We start from the raw sequence: 18,918 nt of genomic DNA on the forward strand, positions 1-18,918 counted from the left end.
CGTTGAAAAAAATTAAGATTTTTAAACGCATAGGCGCTTCTATACGAGACGCTACGCGTAGCTTGCTTCCACGAAGTGGTACGCCTTCCCGTAGGGTAGGGGCGCAGAGGTTTGCCAAATTTAATTCGCTACGAATCATATACAGGTAATATTTGGAGGTGAGATTCATGCAGCACTTGCGTCAATTATTAGAGATAGAAAACTCAGAGTTAGCCCAATTACTGCGGTTTAGTTTGTATGGACTAGAGGCTACTTTAAATCAGGCTCGCACAAAATTTCCACTAGATCCAGGATCTAAAATATGCGATGAGGTGCTGCAAGAACTTCGTAACCTGTTGCAACCTGCACCCCCACAGCAAAATATTGGTTGGGAAGATGCGCCAGATGATTTAAAACTAAGTCACCTGCGGGAAGCTTTTAATTCTGACTCAGAACTTAATTATTATCTGGGTAATTCCCAACTGCAAAGCACAACGGACTCAGATTTATGGAATGAAATTCAACGCAAATTGCTGCGAGTACCAGAGGATTTAGCTGCAACTTGGCGATCGCGCACCTTGGATTTAGCTCAAGAAGTTGGTGCGATCGCAGATAATTCTAACCTCTATCAACTTCCCTTTATCCGCGATGAAATTATCTACCCCGGTCTTAGTGGTACTGTTCAAACTCAGGGATTGAGCTTGTATCGACAAGCACTGTCAAGTCCTCAAAATACACAAGATAGTGTATCCGATTTACCAGCGGCATTCTTATTTTTATATATGAATTTTATCGAAATAGACCCAGATTTACATCATGCTTTAAAGAGTGTTTTTAGCTTCGATGTCATTTCTTTACGCTCCAAACCAGAACAGCGCGATCAATATATTGATGCTTTAAGCGATCGCTTCCAACGCACCCAAAAAGCTGAGAAAAACACTGATCCCCTGTCAATTCTGCGTACCTGGATTGACATTGACGAAGCAATACATTCCTTAGTATTCGTACCGCCGGCTGAACGTTATTCTTGGTGGGGCAAGCTACAACACGAATCACGACGCATCCTGAAGAAAGTCACTGATGAGGCAATTAATGCAGGCAATGAAGTGCGAATTCGCCAATTATCGGGACTTTATGCAGATATCTGTGCTTTATCTAAGGATGACTTACAACTAGACTGTGGTGGTATTCCTGGCGAAGTCTTAACTTGTCTTCGAGTATATGCACGAATTAATCAGGAAGAATCTCCAGGTCGTGTAATATTTCGCTCATCACGCTAGTGGCTGGCGAGTTTTTTAATTCTTGAGATGATGAGGCAAGGCAGACGATTTTGCAAATCTCCGCCTTGCCTCATCATCTAATGAAGGTAAAAACGTTTAAATTTATAAAATGCCCCAGAAGTGTAAAATCCCTTGACCAGAAAACACTTCAAGTGCAACAGCAGATATAAAACCAATCATTGCAAAACGACCGTTCCAATTTTCGCTCTGAGGAGTGAAGCCCCAGCGCAAAGCATTAGGATCTTCTGAAACTGAAGGCGTAGTCTTCTTAACGTCTGCCATAAATAATACTCCGAGCTTTTATGTTGTAACAGTTATAACTGCCTGTAAAGTAATGTAACAGATTTCTAAGAGAATGCAACATAAAATCAAGTTAAAATTCAGCAGTATATATTACGGGCACGTAGTTTAATCTTAACAAGTTTGCGATGCCTACGGCGGCACAAGCTACGCAGCAACAGCCAATTACCTATGACTCACTACCGGGAAAAAATACAGGTAAGACAAAGGCTGTGAGAATTCCACCCAGTACAATCACCTCAATAATTCTGAGGTAAAAATTGTTTTGCATAAAATTATTCATTCCCGCACCCAAGTTAGTTTGTAAACTAGTCAACCAAGCACGGAAACGACTAGACCATTCAGCAGGGCTATCTTCTGGGCGAAACTTCCGCGAAAACATAGAGAGTAACAACGGCGCACCACCCACCTTGGTAGACATCAAAACATGAATCGCCACACAGCAAACCATCACAACCCAAGCACAAAGGTGGAGTGAGTACCAAATATGATCTAGCTGCCCTGCTGGAAGCCACTCTTCCTTCATCATCCTGCCAGAGTTCACAGCCAAAACAGCGGCGATAAGCATGAGAGTATTTGCCAAACGTTGCAAGCTAACCCACCAAATCGGCTTGCCAACCTGGGTTAGTTGCCGCCAAGAATCAGATTGAACAAGGCGCTTTTGTCCAGCATGAAAGCTATAGAGGGCAAAAGCAGGCAGAAGAAGTAAAAAACATAATGCAAAAGTGCCGTGAATGCCCTGAATATCCCCAATTTGAGGAAATGGGATTCTGCCAAATCTGCGATCGTAAGTGTTGTAAACTAGAAATCCGGTAATGATTGCTGCGATAACTAAAATTCCACTTAAGCCGTGAAGAATTCGCAATAACAAAGGTTGATAGGGTGCAGAACGGGGCATAGAAATGAACCTTGGTAGCTAGCTTACTTCAGAAAATTGTAACCAGTCAGCAGGAAATTAACTCTTGCTTAGTGATTTCTATGCTTTAATAGCCAATGCTGAACTAACCTATGGCAAAGACAAATATTTAGAAAAGTTTGAAGATATGGTAGAAGTTTTCCATTTTACAGGATTTATCAAAAGAGTGACCTATAAAACTTATTTGGATGATAATTTAAGTAGGATTAGTTTGGATGTATTTGATATCAATAAAGAAAGGGGTTATGGATTAATAAAGTCACCTACAACTGAAATTGCTTATTCAAAATGGATTTATCAATGGTCTCTTAAGATGATTTATGAACAAGAGCTTGATAAAATTTAGATATGCAAATTAGATATGTTTCAATTTATCATCAGCCCTACTTTGAGTAGGATATTTAAATGTCACTACATCAAAGTTCTGGTCGGTGGCGCTTAGGGCTAGCGTTATCACTATTGACGGTCTTATTGTGGGGAATTTTACCTATTGCTCTGGCGGTAACTCTGCAAGTGCTTGATGTCTATACCGTCATTTGGTTTCGCTTTTTGGTATCATTTTTACTCCTTGCTGTGTATTTAGGAATACGCGGCAAGTTACCAAAGTTAGAACAACTGCATTCTGCTTCTTGGAAATTACTAGCGATCGCTACACTCTTTTTAGGGATTAATTACTTTCTGTTCATGCAAGGTTTAGCACTAACATCACCTGCTAACGCTGAAGTTCTCATTCAATTATCTACCCTTTTATTAGGTTTCGGAGGGTTAGTGATTTTTAAAGAACGTTATCGTCTGTATCAATGGATTGGTGTCAGTGTAATGACTTGTGGTTATCTATTATTCTTTCGGGAACAACTAACAAATTTAATTACAGCGCATGGCACATACATACTAGGTAGTGTTTTGATTGTGCTAGGAGCAATGGCATGGGCTATTTATGCTTTGGCACAAAAGCAGTTATTACAGTCTTTATCTTCCTCCAGTATTATGCTGATTATTTATGGGGGTTGTGCTTTATTATTCACTCCTCTAGCTAAAATAAAATCACTTTTTATACTTGATGGGTTCCATTTAGGAATGTTGGTTTTTTGTGCTTTTAATACTTTAATCGCTTACGGTGCCTTTGCCGAATCATTAGAACATTGGGAAGCATCACGAGTCAGTGCGGTAATAGCTTTAGCTCCCATTGTGACATTAATATCAGTCGCAGTTGTATCAGTTATTGCACCTTCGTTGATACCATCAGAACACTTCAGTTTTATAGCAATATTAGGAGCGGGTTTAGTAGTCACAGGATCAGTAGCGATCGCACTGGGAAAAGCTGATTAACAGGAAGTATTTTCAGAATTTTTACTGGGTTTTTCATCTAGTGAATTCGTGACAGATTCAAAGCTACAACATAAATACTGAGGCAGAGAATTTTTTATTTGTTATGATTTGATAGTGAAGGCAAGCTACGGGAGCTAGTTTCTTATATGATGGATAGTTTACCCATCTGTATGGCTCTGTAGTATCTGATTTTTGACTTTATAGCCAAGAAAAAAATTCTTGAAGAAGAATTGATAAATCAGAATGGGCTAAACGCCCCGCTAACGCTAACAGGAGTCAGATAAAGCTTTCTACATTCGCAAGTCATACACAATTCATACTGAATTCTAACGACTGACTCCTAAATTCTGTTTTGAAAAAATTGAGGCTAAAAACTTTAAGTAAACCAAGCAGGGTGCCCGAATAACTACCAAAGCCAACACCTGATAAAACCAGACCACCGAAACAGTTGAGCGATGAATAGTTTGTTTGGTAATTGGGCCAGTACCCTGAGAAATAATTTCTTATTGCTGGTTCTTTCAACACTGCTGCCAACATTTGGAATTAGTAATTCTGTCTTGGCAGCAGAGCGGATTTATGCATCTTATTCAGCTTTAGAGCTTTCCATTTCAGTCACCACTTTAGAAAACTATGCCAAAACAGGTGTAATTAACGAAGATTTGGCAGCTTATCAGCAATATCTGCCTCTACAACAGCTTCAAGAATTGCGGCGGATTTTACTCAATCGTGTGAAAGTTAATCCAGCAATAGTTTCACAACTTCTCTACACACCGCAAGGAGAGTTTTTGCTGCATCGGTTGGCGCAAGTCATTAAAACCAGTCAGCCAGAACCAGGATTTGGTACTTTACGTTCGGCGCTAATTTTAGCCTCTGCTGAATCGGGAGGCTTGACACTTTTGAATGTGTTGCGTAAATATCCCACAAGCAGCATTCGCCTTGATGTTGCAGAGACTTTGAATATAGCTACGGAATTAGAGAAACTTGTTAACCAAACCCATCGGGCGATCGCAGCAGTTTCCCAAGAGTCTAAAATAGAAGCTGCTACCATCAAACAACCAAATTTCTCGCAATTGCCAGATTTACAAGTTCCGGGAAAGTTGAAGTCGCAAAAATATACCCTAAAGTTTTTCGACTCAACGCGCAATCGGCTTTTATTAACTGATGTTTATATTCCAAATGTCAAGAATGCTGCACCCGTAATTGTAATTTCTCATGGCTTGGGTTTAGACAGCAGCAATTTTCAATATTTAGCTACTCACCTAGCTTCTTACGGATTCGCCATCGTCGTTCCCAATCATCCTGGTAGTGATGCTAAACAATTACGTTCTCTGTTGAATGGACGCGCCAATGAAATAGCAGAACCCAGTGAATTTAAAGACCGTCCCTTGGATGTCACATATATCCTGAATCAATTGGAAAAAGGTAATCAATCTGATTCACGATTTAAAGGTCGGTTAAATCTGCAACAAGTCGGAGTATTTGGTCAATCTTTGGGAGGCTACACAGCCTTAGCCCTAGCAGGCGCTAAAATCAACTTTGAGCAGCTAAAACAAGACTGTCAACCAGCAGCACTGCAAAATACCTGGAACATGTCTTTACTGCTTCAGTGTCGCGCTTTAGAATTGAGCATCAGTAAGTCTGGCAAGGATTATAACCTACGGGATGAGAGAGTGAAAGCTGCGATCGCAGTTAATCCCATTACTAGTTCTATTTTCGGCAAAGCTGGCTTAAGTCAAATAAAAACTCCAGTGATGATTGTCAGCAGTAGTGATGATACAGTTGCACCAGCTTTATCCGAACAAATTCTACCTTTCTCCTGGTTTGCAAATTCACAAAAGTATCTCGTCATGCTTGTAGGTGGCACCCACTTTTCCACCATTGGTAATGGCAATCCCGCAAATCAACAAGTAGCATTACCTGCCGATATGATTGGCGATGCTTCTCAAGCGCGTAGTTACATGAATGTCTTAAGTTTACCTTTCTTCCAAACCTATGTTGCAGGAAGACTGCAATACACCCCCTACCTTAACGCCGCCTACACCCAAAGCATTTCTAGTAAGTCTCTTGGTTTGAGTCTCGTCAAGTCATTGAATACAACTGAATTAACACAATTGCTGGATGTAAAAGGAGCTAAACCTGCAAAAAAGTTCCCAACACCATAGTCAGCTTTGGATTTTGGATGCTGGATATTGGTGTTGCATTGCTGAATGTGATGATTTTTATTTGACTTGTACAGACTTAATTAATTATGCCTGTGCAGTTTATTTGCACCTTCATGCAAAGATAAAAGCTATTCGACCTAGAAAAACTATTTTCATCTGCTGAATCAGCAGATGAAAATATCACGCATTCGCCGTCAGGCATTCCCGCTTTTTAAACCAAAGGTAGAAAGAAAAGTTCATCGGTCTTGCTCATTAGCAATTCCCAGTTCCTTTTTGCTGTGCTTCAACTCTTTCCAAAGTCCTTTAATCTGCTTGTAAGCTTCTTCAGGGTCAAGCTTTCCTGATGTTTCTAAAATCGAGATAAAGCTAACTTTTTGAGCAAATTCTTGGAGATTGGCGTTAAATACTAGACACTCTGGCCGAATTTGACCGTAGTAACGACTGCGCGGGTAAAAATATCTGTTTTTATCTGGCTGATTGGGTTGTACCATTAGCTACGCTCCTATCTATAATTTTTATTTATAATAGTCAACTAATTCAAAAACTGGTGTGACAGTCGTTACAACAAATTTCCCTTTAGGCTTCTAATCTGATCTGTAGCGAGAGATTCGAGAAACACTCTTGTGTTTCCCATTGAAGTAGCCTTTCTACATCCCCAACCTATTGAGTAGAGACTATCGCTTGTATCAACACTAGAAGCAAGAGAGGCTGCTGAGGTTGCTTTTTCTTTCATACACAAGCTGCTATTGACAGCTTAGTAAGATTATAGTTACTTTTTATAAACTCGGAAAGCTTTCTTAAGATAGATTTAAAACCATTTTTAGTAGGTATGGCAAAACTATATTTTTTACATAAAAGCATTCGTCTAGCCGTGACAGATAATACTTGCTAGAGCTTCGAGTTATTTGTGCTGTAATTTCAGTATAGAGAGAGCAGAGCTACTATAAAGCCCCTAAAGGGCTGAGGTTACCTTACGAGTAGGGAAATAATCTTCATTTATCGCCTTTTGAAAGGTAGGCATTTTCTCTAAACAGGAATAGTCGCCAAACAACGAAAAACTTTTTTTACTGGAACATCTAAGTAGCTTTGCTACTTCTATTATCAACTGTGTAGGATTTGATGGCTTTTTCATATAAGTTTGAAACCCAGAGGCAAGAGCTTTTGTGTGAACCTTATCTTCAGCACTGCCACTAAAAGCGATCGCTGGAATTTCTCTAATTTGTGCTGACTTAAGTGCTCGGACTTTCTGTATTAACGAATACCCAGATTCACCTGGCATATCAATATCGCTAATTAGAAGATCCAGTTTACATCGCTTAATTAACTCAAATCCTTCCAAAGCTGATGATGCCGTCATCACCTCAATTCCATACTTTTTAAGAACACGGCTAATCAAGACAAGAATATCTTGATTATCATCTACGATTAGAATTGTCATTCCTTTGAAAATATCTACATTTTTTATATCTTTCAGAGGATGCAAATCTTCAAAAGCTATCTGGCTTCTATCTTCAAGAGAATGTGCATCCTCAAAATGGTCTGACACCATATATTCGCCTCCTGAGTTGGCTAATCAATTAGGGAGGAAGTCCTAGAGGTAGCTAGCTGTCAACTAGCTGCCTAGTAAGCATTTTACAATGTTATTAACTTGATTAAATCAAGTTCTCTAATCGCTACTCCTATATCGTTAGATATATAAAATTGGCTGGTTTTCTGGAGATTGGTGTTTATTTTTACACAAAGCGATATTCTTAGGATTTAAGTTAAGGATTTTTGTAGTACGCTGCCACATAAGCTACAAGAGACGAAAGTTTGCTTCTTCTATCTCACTTCCAGCCTCAACTATGTAATAAAGACAGCAGTGGATCTCAAATATCCTTATGTTGCTTTCCATAGTCAAGAGAGTGACATGAGGATATTGATGCTGAGGTTTATTTTTGTAAAAAACGTCACAAGGCAATTGATATGCGATCGCATTCGTACTTATCAACATATACTTTAAAGAAATGTGACATTTAATTGCGCTATTGTAAAAATCAGCTTTACATAAGTTGATTTATGAGCCAGCCTGAAAATACTACTACCCAAGCTACCGCTCTGACTAACCACGATCACAAACCTATTCATATACCTGGCTCTATTCAACCTCATGGCGTTCTACTGGCACTCAGTACTCAGCTAGAGATAGTGCAAGTTAGCAACAATACCCAAGCTTATTTGGGCCAAGAGCCAGAAGATTTGCTCGGTAAACCGTTGAGCTATTTGCTAGCAGATCAACAAATAGAAACTGTAAAGCAGTGCTCGGTAAAAGAAATTGGCAGAACTAATGCATTTAAAGTATCAATAAATACTTTGCATAGAGAACGATACTTTGACGCGATTGCTCATCGTACAGAAGAGGCTGTGATTCTGGAGTTAGAGCCGACAGATTCAAAATCTGAGGTGAGTTTCTTAGGCTTTCATGCTTTGGCGAGTGAAGCGATCGCAAAAATGCAAAGAACATCAAACCTGATAGAATTTTTGCATGTAGTGGCACAAGAAGTCCAAAAAATCATCGGTTTTGATCGGGTAATGGTCTATCAATTTGACCAGTCGGGAGCGGGTTCTGTTGTTTCAGAAGTCAAACGGGAAGATTTATCACCTTATTTAGGACTGCATTATCCCGCTACAGATATTCCAGCGCAGGCTAGGGAGTTATACACACGCTGCTTTCTGCGATTTCTCCCCGATTTGACAGCCGAACCTGTCAAGCTAGTTCCAACGGAAAATCCGACAACACATCAGCATCTTGATTTAAGCTACTGTCTGCTACGAAGTTTTGATTGGTGTTGTGCTGAATATCATCAAAATATGGGAGTAAAGGCTCTTTTGGTGATTTCGCTCATTCAAGAGCAGAAGCTTTGGGGATTGATATCTTGCCATCATTTAACACCAAAGTATATTTCTTACGAAGTCCGAAAGATGTGTGAATTTTTGGGACAGATTGTGTCTTCTGAATTAGCCCATAAAATTAGTTATTCGGAATGGGACTATAAGGTAAAGCTCAAATCGCTACAGTCTGATTTCCTTGAGTCCATTTCCCAAGCAGATAATTTTATCGATGCTTTAATTAAACCTGAAATCCGCTTGCTGGATCTTGTCAGTGCTTCAGGAGCAGCAGTTTGTCTGGATAATGAAATTACCCTCGTGGGAACAACACCGAATATTCATGAAGTTCGGGCATTAATTGAATGGGCGGATACCCAAGTTAGTGACAACCTGTTTTTCACCGATTCTCTGCCGAAGCTTTACCCAGAGGCGCTCATCTTTAAAGATTCTGCCAGTGGCTTGCTGCTACTGCGGATTTCTAAAGTCCGGCGTTATTATATTCTTTGGTTCCGCCCTGAAGTTATCCAAACGGTAAACTGGGCAGGTAATCCTAACGAATCCATTCAAGCTCAGACAGATGGTAGCTTTACCCTATCTCCACGAAAATCCTTTGAGCAATGGCAAGAAACGGTAAGATTAACTTCTCTACCTTGGGAAACTTGTGAACTTGAGAGTGCGATCGCTCTGAATAATGCGATCGTTGGTATTGTACTATCTAAGGCAGATGAATTAGCTAAAATCAACCTGGAGTTAGAGCGCAGCAACCAAGAGCTAGCATCCTTTGCCTACGCCGCTTCCCATGACCTCAAAGAGCCTTTGCGAGGAATTTATAACTTCTCGACGGTGCTGCTAGAAGACTATGCCCAAGTATTAGATGATGAGGGAATTGAGTGCTTGCAAACAGTAGTTTCCTTGTCTGTACGCATGGAAACTCTCATTAATGCTCTGCTGCGACTTTCACAGTTAGGACAAGCACAACTGCGAGAGCAAGAAACTGACCTCAACAAATTGGTTACCCAAGTGATTGAAGTCTTTCGTGCTAGTCGCCAAGACTCTGGGCTTGTGAATATTCGTATTCCTCGGCCTTTACCAACAGTTCAGTGTGACCGAGTTCTCGTTAATGAAGTCTTCAGCAATCTGCTAGGCAATGCGTTCAAATACAACGATAAGGCAGAGCAATGGGTTGAGATTGGCTACTTAGATGAGGGACTGGGGACTAGGGACTGGGGACTAGGGAAGATTTTTCTTAATCCAATCCCCAATCCCCAATCCCCAGTCACTTTTTATATCCGAGATAACGGTATTGGAATTCCCCAGCATCACCTAGAAACCATCTTTCGACTATTTAAGCGACTCCACTCCCAGGAAAAGTACGGTGGAGGAGCAGGTGCAGGACTAGCTATTGTTAAGAAGATTGTTGAGCTTCATAACGGTCAAATTTGGGTTGAATCTACCGTCGGTGTTGGCTCAATTTTTTATTTTACGCTGGAATAGTTTAATATAATAACCAAATATGTATTTTTGTTAAGTTCTTTTAAGACCACGAATGACAAAAAAACTTCATGAACCTCTGCTCGTTGTTGAGGACAGCAATGAAGATTTTCGGATGCTACAACGTCTGATGCGGCGCATGTCCGTCCAGAACCCCATACATCGTTGTACTAATGGGGATGAGGTTTTAGACTTCCTCTATCAACAAGGAAGCGAAGCCTTACGCAACTCTCAAGTAGCACTAAGACCCTCTGTTATCTTGCTCGATCTGAATTTGCCAGGTATTGATGGCCGTGACATTTTAGATCGGCTCAAGCAAGACAAGAGTTTCAAGGAAATCCCCATCGTTGTTTTTACCACATCATCTAACCCCAAGGATATTGAATTGTGCTACCGAAAGGGCGCAAATGGATATCTGGTAAAGCCGATGGATGCTCAGGAACTAAAAAAGACGATTCAAGCATTTGTAGACTATTGGCTTGAGGCCAATATGCCGCCAGTCTTGGATTAATTTGTTTATTCTCTGTTGATGAGACAGTAGGGAAAAAAGGATAACAAAAGAGACGGCTCAGAGGGCACAGAGACATTTTCCTCTTTGAGTCACTGTGTCTGCTTGTCTCTTTTAGATGAGTTTTCCCCATTTTCTTGTTTATATTCCTTTAGAATTGCTAAAGAATTTAGATTTTATTTACACTTATTTTATATTATTTTTAGAATTATGCAAATAAAAACATAATCTTGACAAAAGGGACTGACATCGCTCCCTAATCCTCATACTTATATATGTTGGACACATGGACGCTACTCATCATTGATGATTGTGCAGCAGATCGAAAAATCTATCGTCGATATCTGTTGAAAGATCCGCACCAGTCCTACCAGATTTTGGAGGCAGACTGTGCAGAAGAAGCACTTGCTTTGTGCCAAAAAATGCGCTTTGATGTCATTCTGCTGGATTTTTGCCTACCTGATATGAGTGGGTTAGAACTCTTCGATCAGATGCAACAGGAGATATTTAAGAATTCTGTCCCTGTGATTATGCTGACAGGGCGTGGCGATGAAGAGATAGCTGTGCAAGCAATGAAACGGGGTGCTTTGGATTATTTGGTTAAGCAACACCTGACACAGGATGTGCTGCAACTAACAGTCCGCAACGCCATCAAGCAATCGTGCTTGCAAGCCCAACTCAGCAAAACTCAAGAGCGCCAACGCCTAATTGCCACGACTGCTCTCCGAATTCGCCAGTCTCTTAACCTAGAGCAAATTTTGAATACAGCTGTAGTTGAGGTACAGCAACTTCTGAAGTGCGATCGCGTGATAGTGTACCAGTTCGCCCCAGATACTGACGGTAAAATAGTTGCCTCCTCAGTTGAGTCATACCGCACTGTAGCATTGTGCGATCGCGTCGGGGTGGGGGACTGGCGACAGGGGAAAGGGAACAGGGAACAGGGGGAAGAGGGAACAAGGGGTAGAACCCATGCCCAATCGCCAATCCCTTATATCTATGAGCTTGGCTTGTGTAATTGTGTCAGCCTGAAAGAGCAATTTAATACTAAGGCAAATCTAGTAGTTCCCATTAATCTGAGCAACAATGGGAACCCAACCTCCAAGCTTTGGGGTTTGTTGATTGCTCACCATAATTCCGGGGAACGACAGTGGCAAACTGATGATGCCCAAATGCTCAATGAAGTTTCGGTGCAACTAGCGATCGCCATCCAACAAGCTGAATTGCTAGCCCAAACTCAAGCAGCACTTGCTAAAGAAAAGCAACTCAATACATTTAAATCTCAAATCATTGCAACGGTTTCCCATGAGTATCGAACGCCGCTAACTTCAATTCTTGCTGCTGCATCAACTTTGGTAAAACATAGCCAGCAACTGGATGAATCTAAACAACAAAGGTTTTTAGGAATAATTGAACAGAAAGCAAGATATATGTCCAAACTCGTGGATAACATGCTTCTGGTTAACCAATTTGAACTGGAAAAACCCAAATTTAAGCCAATCCTACTCGATTTACTGCAATTTTTTTCTGAACTGATAGAACAAGAGCGAGAAACAGCAGGCGATCGCCACAAATTGATTTTTCAAATTAGTGGCAATAATCAAGGCTTTTGGGGCGATCGCGGGCTTTTGCAGCAAATTTTTATTAACTTAATATCCAATGCAATTAAGTACTCTCCAGATGGAGGTACTGTAGAATTCCACCTCATCGGTAAAGAATCACAAGTAATCTTTTCTATCAAAGATGAGGGAATTGGTATCCCAATGGCAGATCAAGAAAATTTGTTTCAATCGTTCAGTCGTGGAAGTAACGTTGACACAATACCCGGTACAGGCTTAGGGCTTGCGATCGCTAAAGCTTGCGTAGAGTTACATGGTGGCTATATCACCTTGTCTAGTGAAGTGGGACAAGGAACTAAAGTTACAGTCAGCTTACCGAAGATATGTCCAATAGGTCAACTATCCCCATCATCAACTTGACCTACTCTCGAATTTCTAGTTTGGTAATCAACCATTCTTTGATTGTTTTCCCGCAAGGCTCAGAACTTTGGCAATCATTGACGTTTTCTAGCCCATAAGACATCTGTACTTTTTTATTGACGTATTTCTCTGGTTCGCAAATATCAAATGTCGCACCGACATCATATAATTTACCCTTTTCATCGACAACAGTAACGTAGCATTTTAAGTCTCCATTCTGCATATCTTTGATAGTACCCAATATCGGCTTATCTTTAGGAACTTCATTAACTTTTTTATTTTTAATCGATGTATTTTCATTTAATGTTGAACTATTAGTGTTTTTGCTAACTTCAATATCATCTAGCTTTGCTTTATTTGCAGAGGGAGATTCAGAATTAATTGGGGTAGTTGTTGCAGTATTTGCTTGATTAACTTTATTTTGTTGAGAAGCACTCTTGCCAGAGTCACCACAACTCACAATCAACATAGAACAAAGAATTAATGTAGTAGTGAAGATTGTTTTTTTCATTTGATTTATGTTCATAAAACCCTATTGATGATTGTTTTGGTAAAAGTATTAGACCAATTGTCAACCCACCAATTATTCTGGTGGTTAAAGTAAAACAGGTAGTGTCTCTATCAAACGTTCAGAAAAATCCTTGTTTCCTTGAGTAGCGCATAGAAGCACAATTGGTCAACGTAAAGATATAAGAAAAATTTTATTAATTTTTCTATAATATTTGTTTAATTCTTACAATTTTATGTTCTGTCACTTATAAGTGACATCCTGATATTTACTGTACATGCTCGGCGTTATCTGCATTTTTTGTGTATTATTCGGTAAAGTGTTTAGAGAATGTCTTTAGATCAATTTCTGCGTATAAAATGATGCCCAATTAAACCTTGATTACCAAATATTAATGCTTTGAGCATTAAATAAGTATTTAATAGAGTTTAGAAGCTGTAAGTATTGATTTTGTGTTATTTCAAGGTTTTCTCAACTTAAACAAACCATTTGACTGGACTTCCCACGACTGCGTAGCGCGGGTGCGAAAATTGTTGCGCCTCAAGCGTGTAGGACATGCGGGAACCTTAGATCCAGCTGCTACAGGGGTTTTACCAATCGCTCTTGGTAAAGCCACAAGATTATTGCAGTATCTGCCAGGAAACAAAGCTTACAAAGCCACTATTCGATTGGGTGTGCGTACTACAACTGATGATTTACAAGGTGAAATTATCACTTCTCAACCTTGTGCTGGATTGAGTTTGGCACAGGTGAAAACTGCGTTACCACAATTTGAAGGCAAGATTGAGCAAATACCACCTAGTTACAGTGCAATTCAAGTAGATGGTAAACGCCTCTACGACTTAGCACGCCAAGGTAAAATGGTGGAAGTTCCAGTGCGAACAGTGGAAGTTTTTCAGATAGATATTTTGGACTGGAGAGAAGGAGATTTTCCCGAATTGGATGTGGCGATCGCTTGTGGTTCTGGTACATATATTAGAGCGATCGCTCGTGACTTAGGTGCAATCTTAGAAACTGGTGGCACTCTTGCCGCTTTGATTCGCACCCAAAGCAGTGGTTTCGATTTAACAGATAGTCTCACTTTGACCGATTTAGAAACTAAACTGCAAGCCGATACATTTCAACCGATTTGCCCAGATGCAGCTTTACAACATTTGTCATCTGTTACTTTACCAGCAGCATCTGCTCAAAAATGGTGTCAAGGTCAGCGAATTTCTCTAACTTTCGATGTTTCTAAAATAGTACGAGTTTATGATGAAGAGACTCGCTTTTTAGGGATTGGGCAATTACAAGACGAAGTGTTGATTCCCCAAATGGTTTATGAACCGATTTCTTAAAACTTTAAGCTCATTCCACACCTAAAAGGGGGATGGGATAATACGAAAGACTGATGACGGTTGACGGTTAAAAGTCAACGGCGGTGGGGCGGCTATCCCGGACACCCCTTGTTCGCACAGCGTCTCGTAGAGAAGAAGTGGGCTTCCCACCGCTTTAATTTGAACACATAGTTTGGCTTGCTAGATGAGCGATCGCTATACTACACCTGCTGCACGTCTCAATGTTTACATCCAAGGTCAAGGATTCCCCATTCTTGGCCTACACGGTCATCCTGGTACTGGTCGTAGTCTTTCTGTCTTTACCAATCATTTATCAAAACGTTATAAAACTTTTGCCCCTGATTTACGTGGATACGGCAAAAGTCGCTGGAATGGCAATTTTGATATGAATGACCATTTAACTGATTTAGAAGCGCTGTTAGACCGCCTTGAGATTGAAAAGTGCCTTGTATTGGGATGGTCACTTGGGGGCATTCTGGCAATGGAACTGGCATTACGTTTGCCAGAGCGCATTACAGGGCTAATTTTGGTGGCGACAGCCGCAAAACCCCGTGGCAGTCATCCTCCTATCACTTGGCAGGATAATTTATATACTGGCGTTGCTGCTCTAATAAACTATATAAAACCGAGTTGGCAATGGAATATTGAAACTTTTGGCAAGCGATCGCTTTTCCGCTACCTAATCCAACAACATACATCAACTACTTATAACTACATTGCCACTGAAGCAGTACCAGCTTATTTGCAGACCTCTCCTGCTGCTACTCGCGCCCTTTATAGTGCAATTCAATCGGGATACAACCGACTTCTAGATTTGCCACAAATACAATGTCCTAGTTTAGTACTTGCTGGTGACCAAGACCGCCACATTACATCTGATTCCAGCTTACAAACTGCTCAACACCTCAACAATTCTAAGTGGCAGTGCTATGCCAACACCGCCCATCTTTTTCCGTGGGAAGTCCCCCAGCAGGTTCTAAATGACATTGACCATTGGCTGGAAGAACATCCGCAGGTAATTGGTAGTCAATAGTCCAATATTTAAAAAATTTTGACTATTGACGAACAAGAAATGGAGAGTGAAGATGTGGTGACGCGGTGAGTGAAAAAGACGCAATAACGCGGTAAAAGAATTCTCTGTATCTCCGTGTCTTTGCGTCCCCGCATCAGAGCGTCCTGTTCATTCTCTGGCCTAACTTAACTTAAATTTGACCGCCAAAGGCAGGCTGTACTTTGCGGTCAAATCTTTCCCCCAAGTCTTCGGCGATTGTTAAGGTATTAGGTTTACAGCGCTTGACATTCACAGAAATTCCCTGCGCTCCTTCGATCTCCAAATCTTCTATATATCCAATGCTTGACAATCTTGCATCAGAAGAACTTAGAAATGGCCCGAAATAGTACGTGCAACGGGGATTTTGCGTCACAATCTCTACCCACCAAGCCAAGCCGATGGAGTCGAATGTGTTAATTAACACTTCCTTAAGGTTATGCCAAATGGTTTTCATGGTTTTCGCCAATTTATAAACGTCTACAGGGTGTTAAACGATATGTTGCTTTATTATCTTTTACATTTCTTTATACTCTGTTACTGTTATTTTTTCAAAGAGATTTTTTGTAATTTATCTAGGTGAAGGGTATTTAGCGATCGCTGGCGATAAATTTCATAAAGTGTCATACCCGCTGCTACAGAAGCATTGAGGCTGGGAGTCTTACCTTGTAGAGGAATCGATACTAAGAAATCACAGGAGCGTTGAGTTAACATACTCAGACCTTCACCTTCTGAGCCGATTACCAAAACGATTGGCCCAGTGAAATTTACTGTATGCACAGGTTCGCTTCCACTTGCAGCAGTGCCGTAAATCCAAAAGCCAGCTTCTTTTAATTCTTCTAAGGCGCGGCTGAGGTTGACAACTCTAGCTACAGCAAAATTTTCTAAAGCGCCTGCTGCCACTTTCATCACAGTGGAAGTGATCCCAGATGCCCTTCTTTGAGGAATCACCAATCCTTGAGCGCCTATTGCTTCGGCGGTGCGAATAATTGCTCCCAAATTGTGGGGATCAGTAATTCCGTCAGCCACTACAATTACCGGATCAGTTACAGCTTTTGCTTGCTCAATTAGATCGGGCAATTCGATATAGGCGTAGGGAGCAATTTGTGCAGCCACACCTTGATGATTGGCCCCGTTGGTGAGATAGTCTAAACGCTTGGGTTCAACCTCATCAATAACTGTGCCATTTTCCTTCGCTTGCAGCAGAAAATGGTGAAAGCTGGGATCGTAGCGCAGACGGGTAGTAATCCAAAGACGGTTGAGATTGCGCTGATTTTGCAACGCACTCAATACTGGATGACGACCGTAGATGAGATCGTTATCTTCTTCTATCGGTTGTGTAGATACAGATGGCTGGGAGAAGTTGCTATTTCGTTGGCGGGAGTTGCCAGAAATGGGGTTGCTATCTATTTTCCTGGGATTGCGAGTAGGGTTGCTATCTATTTTCCTAGGATTGCGAGTGGGATTAGCAACAGAGACGGGATTGCTATCTATTTTTCTAGGATTGCGAGTGGGATTAGTAATAATACGCTTACCCTGAATTTTTACGGGTTGCCCACGATTGGGTTCGTTAGAAGTTTTGACTTTTCTTGGTTTATTCTGCATTTGAGTTATAGATATAGCGAATGGTTGATAATCCCGATTACCTCAATTTCTTGAACCTAATCTACTGCTGTGGCTACTGTGAAATTGAGTTCTCACTCTTTTTCTACATGCAGCATTTGCAACAGTTCGTTTAGACGCTGGTAATCGGTGAGATATAAGTAGCCAATTAAGGTTTCTAGACTAGTTGCCTGTTGATAAATTTCGGGATTAAGTCGCTTAGGGCGTCCTGTAGCGGCGTTTCTACCCCGTCGGACAATTTCTAATTCGGTGTCCTTTAGAAAAGGAATCAGCGATCGCAAATGTAGCGCTTGTGTTTCCGCTCTTACCTGCTCCACTACCAGACGATGGTAAATTCCTGACCGCTGCAATGGCAGCAGATAGAACATCCTAACATACAACTCATAAATTGCATCCCCCAAATATGCTAAAGCAGTAGGAGAAATTTTTTCCACTTGTGAGAGGGAAATCTGTTGGAATGGCGCTGCGGTTGCCAAGAGTGCTTGAGTCCAAGATAAACTCTGTTTGGGAGTTACATCTTGTCCATCTAATAGCTCTTCCTCCTGTGACTTCACAAATAAATCATTCCTTGACGGGCTACATTTGGCAGGCATTCTTTGCAAAGACTGATTTTTCTGAAGTAAGCCATAATACTATACTTAGCATAATCAATACTATCAGAAACACTTACTAATTCTATCTTTTTGATTGAAACTTGGCATTTTAGATCACCCTGATGTCAACGCCCATAAACCAAATTTCGCCTACTTGTGGTCTGTAGCTAAGATAGGGTAAAATTCTGACATCAAACTCACCCTGTTACTTGATCGCATTTTCATGCTTACTTAGCAAGCGACAATTTTTAACTATACAGTATCAAGACAGTATCAAGTCAAGTTTACATATAGACAAATCTGCTAGCTTTGTATTTCGTACAACTTTTTCAGACTTGATTGTTTATCCGATAATAACCCAACAATTACATACCCAATAACTGGGTGTCTATATCTTTAGTTATTGCTTAACTTTAAACATAATAGCTCAACTGGCTTTGTGCCTCTCCCACAAGGAGAGAGGTTTTCTGCCAGAAGTTTTAAAAATTAAGCTATCCGATGTTGAATCTGGATAGCCAAATTGATCTCTCAGGTCGAGCAATCAAGACTACTTGACGTTTTCTAGAGCTTCTTCAACTGATTTTTGCAGGGAGAGAAACTTCTCTAGGCGAACAAGCTTGACCGTTTGAGTTACGCGGGCATTCGTGACAATTTGCAAAGTGCCCTCAGCAGTTTGAGCCTGCTTGGCTAGCTGTACCAGAGCACCCAAGCCAGAGCTATCAACAAAGTCGATTTGTGAGAGATCCAAAATAATGTGCTTAGGGCCCTCGTCAATCTTGCTGCCAAGCACCTTGCGAAATGTCGGTTCAGAAAAGGCATCTAACAAACCTGTGAGGCGGAATAGCTGACAGTTATCCCGGACTTCACGAGTGCCCCTCAGGCTAACGGTTAGATTCAGTGGCTCAGCAATAATTCCCTCCTCATGAGTTAAAGTGAACGCTCAAGTATAGATGGTTTTTGAGCAAGTTGTCTACAATCTGCTGGGATAGGGTATTGGGGA

At 40.9% G+C, this 18,918-nt stretch carries 18 protein-coding genes; 9 read left to right on the forward strand and 9 right to left on the reverse strand.

The window, feature by feature from the left end; translation table 11 throughout:
- The first annotated feature begins 167 nt into the window (after positions 1–167).
- A complete protein-coding gene (locus ACEYW6_RS06330) occupies positions 168–1,259 on the forward strand; it encodes a hypothetical protein (RefSeq protein WP_412979052.1) in 1,092 nt (363 codons plus the stop codon).
- A gap of 102 nt (positions 1,260–1,361) precedes the next feature.
- On the opposite strand, the gene ACEYW6_RS06335 is transcribed toward ACEYW6_RS06330, so the two are convergent.
- A complete protein-coding gene (locus ACEYW6_RS06335) occupies positions 1,362–1,541 on the reverse strand; it encodes a high light inducible protein (protein ID WP_190893926.1) in 180 nt (59 codons plus the stop codon).
- A gap of 187 nt (positions 1,542–1,728) precedes the next feature.
- Complete coding sequence (locus ACEYW6_RS06340) at positions 1,729–2,457, reverse strand: cytochrome b/b6 domain-containing protein (RefSeq protein ID WP_412979053.1); 729 nt, start codon at positions 2,455–2,457, stop codon at positions 1,729–1,731.
- A gap of 64 nt (positions 2,458–2,521) precedes the next feature.
- Here ACEYW6_RS06340 and ACEYW6_RS06345 point away from each other — a divergent pair, with 64 nt between their 5' ends.
- The 3 genes from ACEYW6_RS06345 (at position 2,522) to ACEYW6_RS06355 (ending at position 5,966) form a co-directional block, all read left to right on the forward strand.
- Positions 2,522–2,821 carry a hypothetical protein gene (locus tag ACEYW6_RS06345; RefSeq protein ID WP_412979054.1) on the forward strand — a complete coding sequence of 100 codons (300 nt, stop codon included), beginning with the start codon at positions 2,522–2,524 and terminating at the stop codon, positions 2,819–2,821.
- Positions 2,822–2,880: 59 nt separating this feature from the next.
- Positions 2,881–3,804, forward strand: coding sequence for a DMT family transporter (locus tag ACEYW6_RS06350; RefSeq protein WP_412979055.1), 924 nt, complete (start codon positions 2,881–2,883; stop codon positions 3,802–3,804).
- A 455-nt stretch (positions 3,805–4,259) separates the two neighbouring features.
- Complete coding sequence (locus tag ACEYW6_RS06355) at positions 4,260–5,966, forward strand: alpha/beta hydrolase (RefSeq protein ID WP_412979056.1); 1,707 nt, start codon at positions 4,260–4,262, stop codon at positions 5,964–5,966.
- A gap of 236 nt (positions 5,967–6,202) precedes the next feature.
- Here ACEYW6_RS06355 and ACEYW6_RS06360 read toward each other — a convergent pair whose 3' ends face one another.
- The gene (locus ACEYW6_RS06360; protein ID WP_412979057.1) at positions 6,203–6,457 is read right to left on the reverse strand and encodes a hypothetical protein; all 255 of its coding nucleotides are present in this window, start codon (positions 6,455–6,457) and stop codon (positions 6,203–6,205) included.
- A gap of 461 nt (positions 6,458–6,918) precedes the next feature.
- Positions 6,919–7,515 carry a response regulator gene (locus ACEYW6_RS06365; RefSeq protein WP_412979058.1) on the reverse strand — a complete coding sequence of 199 codons (597 nt, stop codon included), beginning with the start codon at positions 7,513–7,515 and terminating at the stop codon, positions 6,919–6,921.
- Between the two features lie 509 nt (positions 7,516–8,024).
- Here ACEYW6_RS06365 and ACEYW6_RS06370 point away from each other — a divergent pair.
- The 3 genes from ACEYW6_RS06370 to ACEYW6_RS06380 all read left to right on the forward strand — a co-directional run bounded on the left by ACEYW6_RS06370 (position 8,025) and on the right by ACEYW6_RS06380 (position 12,809).
- Positions 8,025–10,328: an ATP-binding protein gene (locus tag ACEYW6_RS06370; protein ID WP_412979059.1), complete on the forward strand. Its 2,304-nt coding sequence runs from the start codon at positions 8,025–8,027 to the stop codon at positions 10,326–10,328.
- A gap of 52 nt (positions 10,329–10,380) precedes the next feature.
- Positions 10,381–10,836 (forward strand): response regulator, encoded by a 456-nt coding sequence (locus ACEYW6_RS06375; protein ID WP_190893920.1) that lies wholly within the window; start codon positions 10,381–10,383, stop codon positions 10,834–10,836.
- Positions 10,837–11,108: 272 nt separating this feature from the next.
- Positions 11,109–12,809 carry an ATP-binding protein gene (locus ACEYW6_RS06380; RefSeq protein WP_412979060.1) on the forward strand — a complete coding sequence of 567 codons (1,701 nt, stop codon included), beginning with the start codon at positions 11,109–11,111 and terminating at the stop codon, positions 12,807–12,809.
- 1 nt (position 12,810) lies between these two features.
- On the opposite strand, the gene ACEYW6_RS06385 is transcribed toward ACEYW6_RS06380, so the two are convergent.
- Positions 12,811–13,320, reverse strand: a complete 510-nt coding sequence (locus tag ACEYW6_RS06385) for a hypothetical protein (RefSeq protein ID WP_412979061.1) — start codon at positions 13,318–13,320, stop codon at positions 12,811–12,813.
- A gap of 449 nt (positions 13,321–13,769) precedes the next feature.
- Here ACEYW6_RS06385 and truB point away from each other — a divergent pair, with 449 nt between their 5' ends.
- Together truB and ACEYW6_RS06395 are read left to right on the forward strand one after the other, a co-directional pair.
- On the forward strand, positions 13,770–14,654 hold the full coding sequence (truB, locus tag ACEYW6_RS06390; protein WP_412979062.1) for a tRNA pseudouridine(55) synthase TruB: 885 nt from the start codon (positions 13,770–13,772) through the stop codon (positions 14,652–14,654).
- Positions 14,655–14,838: 184 nt separating this feature from the next.
- Positions 14,839–15,687: an alpha/beta fold hydrolase gene (locus ACEYW6_RS06395; RefSeq protein ID WP_190893916.1), complete on the forward strand. Its 849-nt coding sequence runs from the start codon at positions 14,839–14,841 to the stop codon at positions 15,685–15,687.
- A 169-nt stretch (positions 15,688–15,856) separates the two neighbouring features.
- Here ACEYW6_RS06395 and ACEYW6_RS06400 read toward each other — a convergent pair whose 3' ends face one another.
- The 4 genes from ACEYW6_RS06400 to ACEYW6_RS06415 form a co-directional block, all read right to left on the reverse strand.
- Complete coding sequence (locus tag ACEYW6_RS06400) at positions 15,857–16,159, reverse strand: DUF1816 domain-containing protein (protein ID WP_190893915.1); 303 nt, start codon at positions 16,157–16,159, stop codon at positions 15,857–15,859.
- 86 nt (positions 16,160–16,245) lie between these two features.
- Complete coding sequence (rlmB, locus tag ACEYW6_RS06405) at positions 16,246–17,307, reverse strand: 23S rRNA (guanosine(2251)-2'-O)-methyltransferase RlmB (protein WP_190893914.1); 1,062 nt, start codon at positions 17,305–17,307, stop codon at positions 16,246–16,248.
- 92 nt (positions 17,308–17,399) lie between these two features.
- Positions 17,400–17,879: a Mini-ribonuclease 3 gene (locus ACEYW6_RS06410; protein WP_412979063.1), complete on the reverse strand. Its 480-nt coding sequence runs from the start codon at positions 17,877–17,879 to the stop codon at positions 17,400–17,402.
- 586 nt (positions 17,880–18,465) lie between these two features.
- A complete protein-coding gene (locus ACEYW6_RS06415) occupies positions 18,466–18,831 on the reverse strand; it encodes an STAS domain-containing protein (protein ID WP_190893946.1) in 366 nt (121 codons plus the stop codon).
- Positions 18,832–18,918: the final 87 nt, after the last annotated feature.

Origin of the sequence: Nostoc sp. UIC 10607, assembly GCF_047228265.1 — a bacterium.
In the GTDB taxonomy this organism is placed as follows: Bacteria; Cyanobacteriota; Cyanobacteriia; order Cyanobacteriales; family Nostocaceae; genus Nostoc; species Nostoc foliaceum_A.

What these genes read in the sequence shown, in the direction of transcription:
- ACEYW6_RS06330 (WP_412979052.1), top strand. Translation starts at nt 168, where the DNA reads ATGCAGCACTTGCGTCAATTATTAGAGATAGAAAACTCAGAGTTAGCC.
- rlmB (WP_190893914.1), bottom strand. Translation starts at nt 17,307, where the DNA reads ATGCAGAATAAACCAAGAAAAGTCAAAACTTCTAACGAACCCAATCGT.
- ACEYW6_RS06375 (WP_190893920.1), top strand. Translation starts at nt 10,381, where the DNA reads ATGACAAAAAAACTTCATGAACCTCTGCTCGTTGTTGAGGACAGCAAT.
- ACEYW6_RS06395 (WP_190893916.1), top strand. Translation starts at nt 14,839, where the DNA reads ATGAGCGATCGCTATACTACACCTGCTGCACGTCTCAATGTTTACATC.
- ACEYW6_RS06370 (WP_412979059.1), top strand. Translation starts at nt 8,025, where the DNA reads ATGAGCCAGCCTGAAAATACTACTACCCAAGCTACCGCTCTGACTAAC.
- ACEYW6_RS06350 (WP_412979055.1), top strand. Translation starts at nt 2,881, where the DNA reads ATGTCACTACATCAAAGTTCTGGTCGGTGGCGCTTAGGGCTAGCGTTA.
- ACEYW6_RS06400 (WP_190893915.1), bottom strand. Translation starts at nt 16,159, where the DNA reads ATGAAAACCATTTGGCATAACCTTAAGGAAGTGTTAATTAACACATTC.
- ACEYW6_RS06365 (WP_412979058.1), bottom strand. Translation starts at nt 7,515, where the DNA reads ATGGTGTCAGACCATTTTGAGGATGCACATTCTCTTGAAGATAGAAGC.
- ACEYW6_RS06355 (WP_412979056.1), top strand. Translation starts at nt 4,260, where the DNA reads ATGAATAGTTTGTTTGGTAATTGGGCCAGTACCCTGAGAAATAATTTC.
- ACEYW6_RS06385 (WP_412979061.1), bottom strand. Translation starts at nt 13,320, where the DNA reads ATGAAAAAAACAATCTTCACTACTACATTAATTCTTTGTTCTATGTTG.
- ACEYW6_RS06340 (WP_412979053.1), bottom strand. Translation starts at nt 2,457, where the DNA reads ATGCCCCGTTCTGCACCCTATCAACCTTTGTTATTGCGAATTCTTCAC.
- ACEYW6_RS06335 (WP_190893926.1), bottom strand. Translation starts at nt 1,541, where the DNA reads ATGGCAGACGTTAAGAAGACTACGCCTTCAGTTTCAGAAGATCCTAAT.
- ACEYW6_RS06380 (WP_412979060.1), top strand. Translation starts at nt 11,109, where the DNA reads ATGTTGGACACATGGACGCTACTCATCATTGATGATTGTGCAGCAGAT.
- ACEYW6_RS06360 (WP_412979057.1), bottom strand. Translation starts at nt 6,457, where the DNA reads ATGGTACAACCCAATCAGCCAGATAAAAACAGATATTTTTACCCGCGC.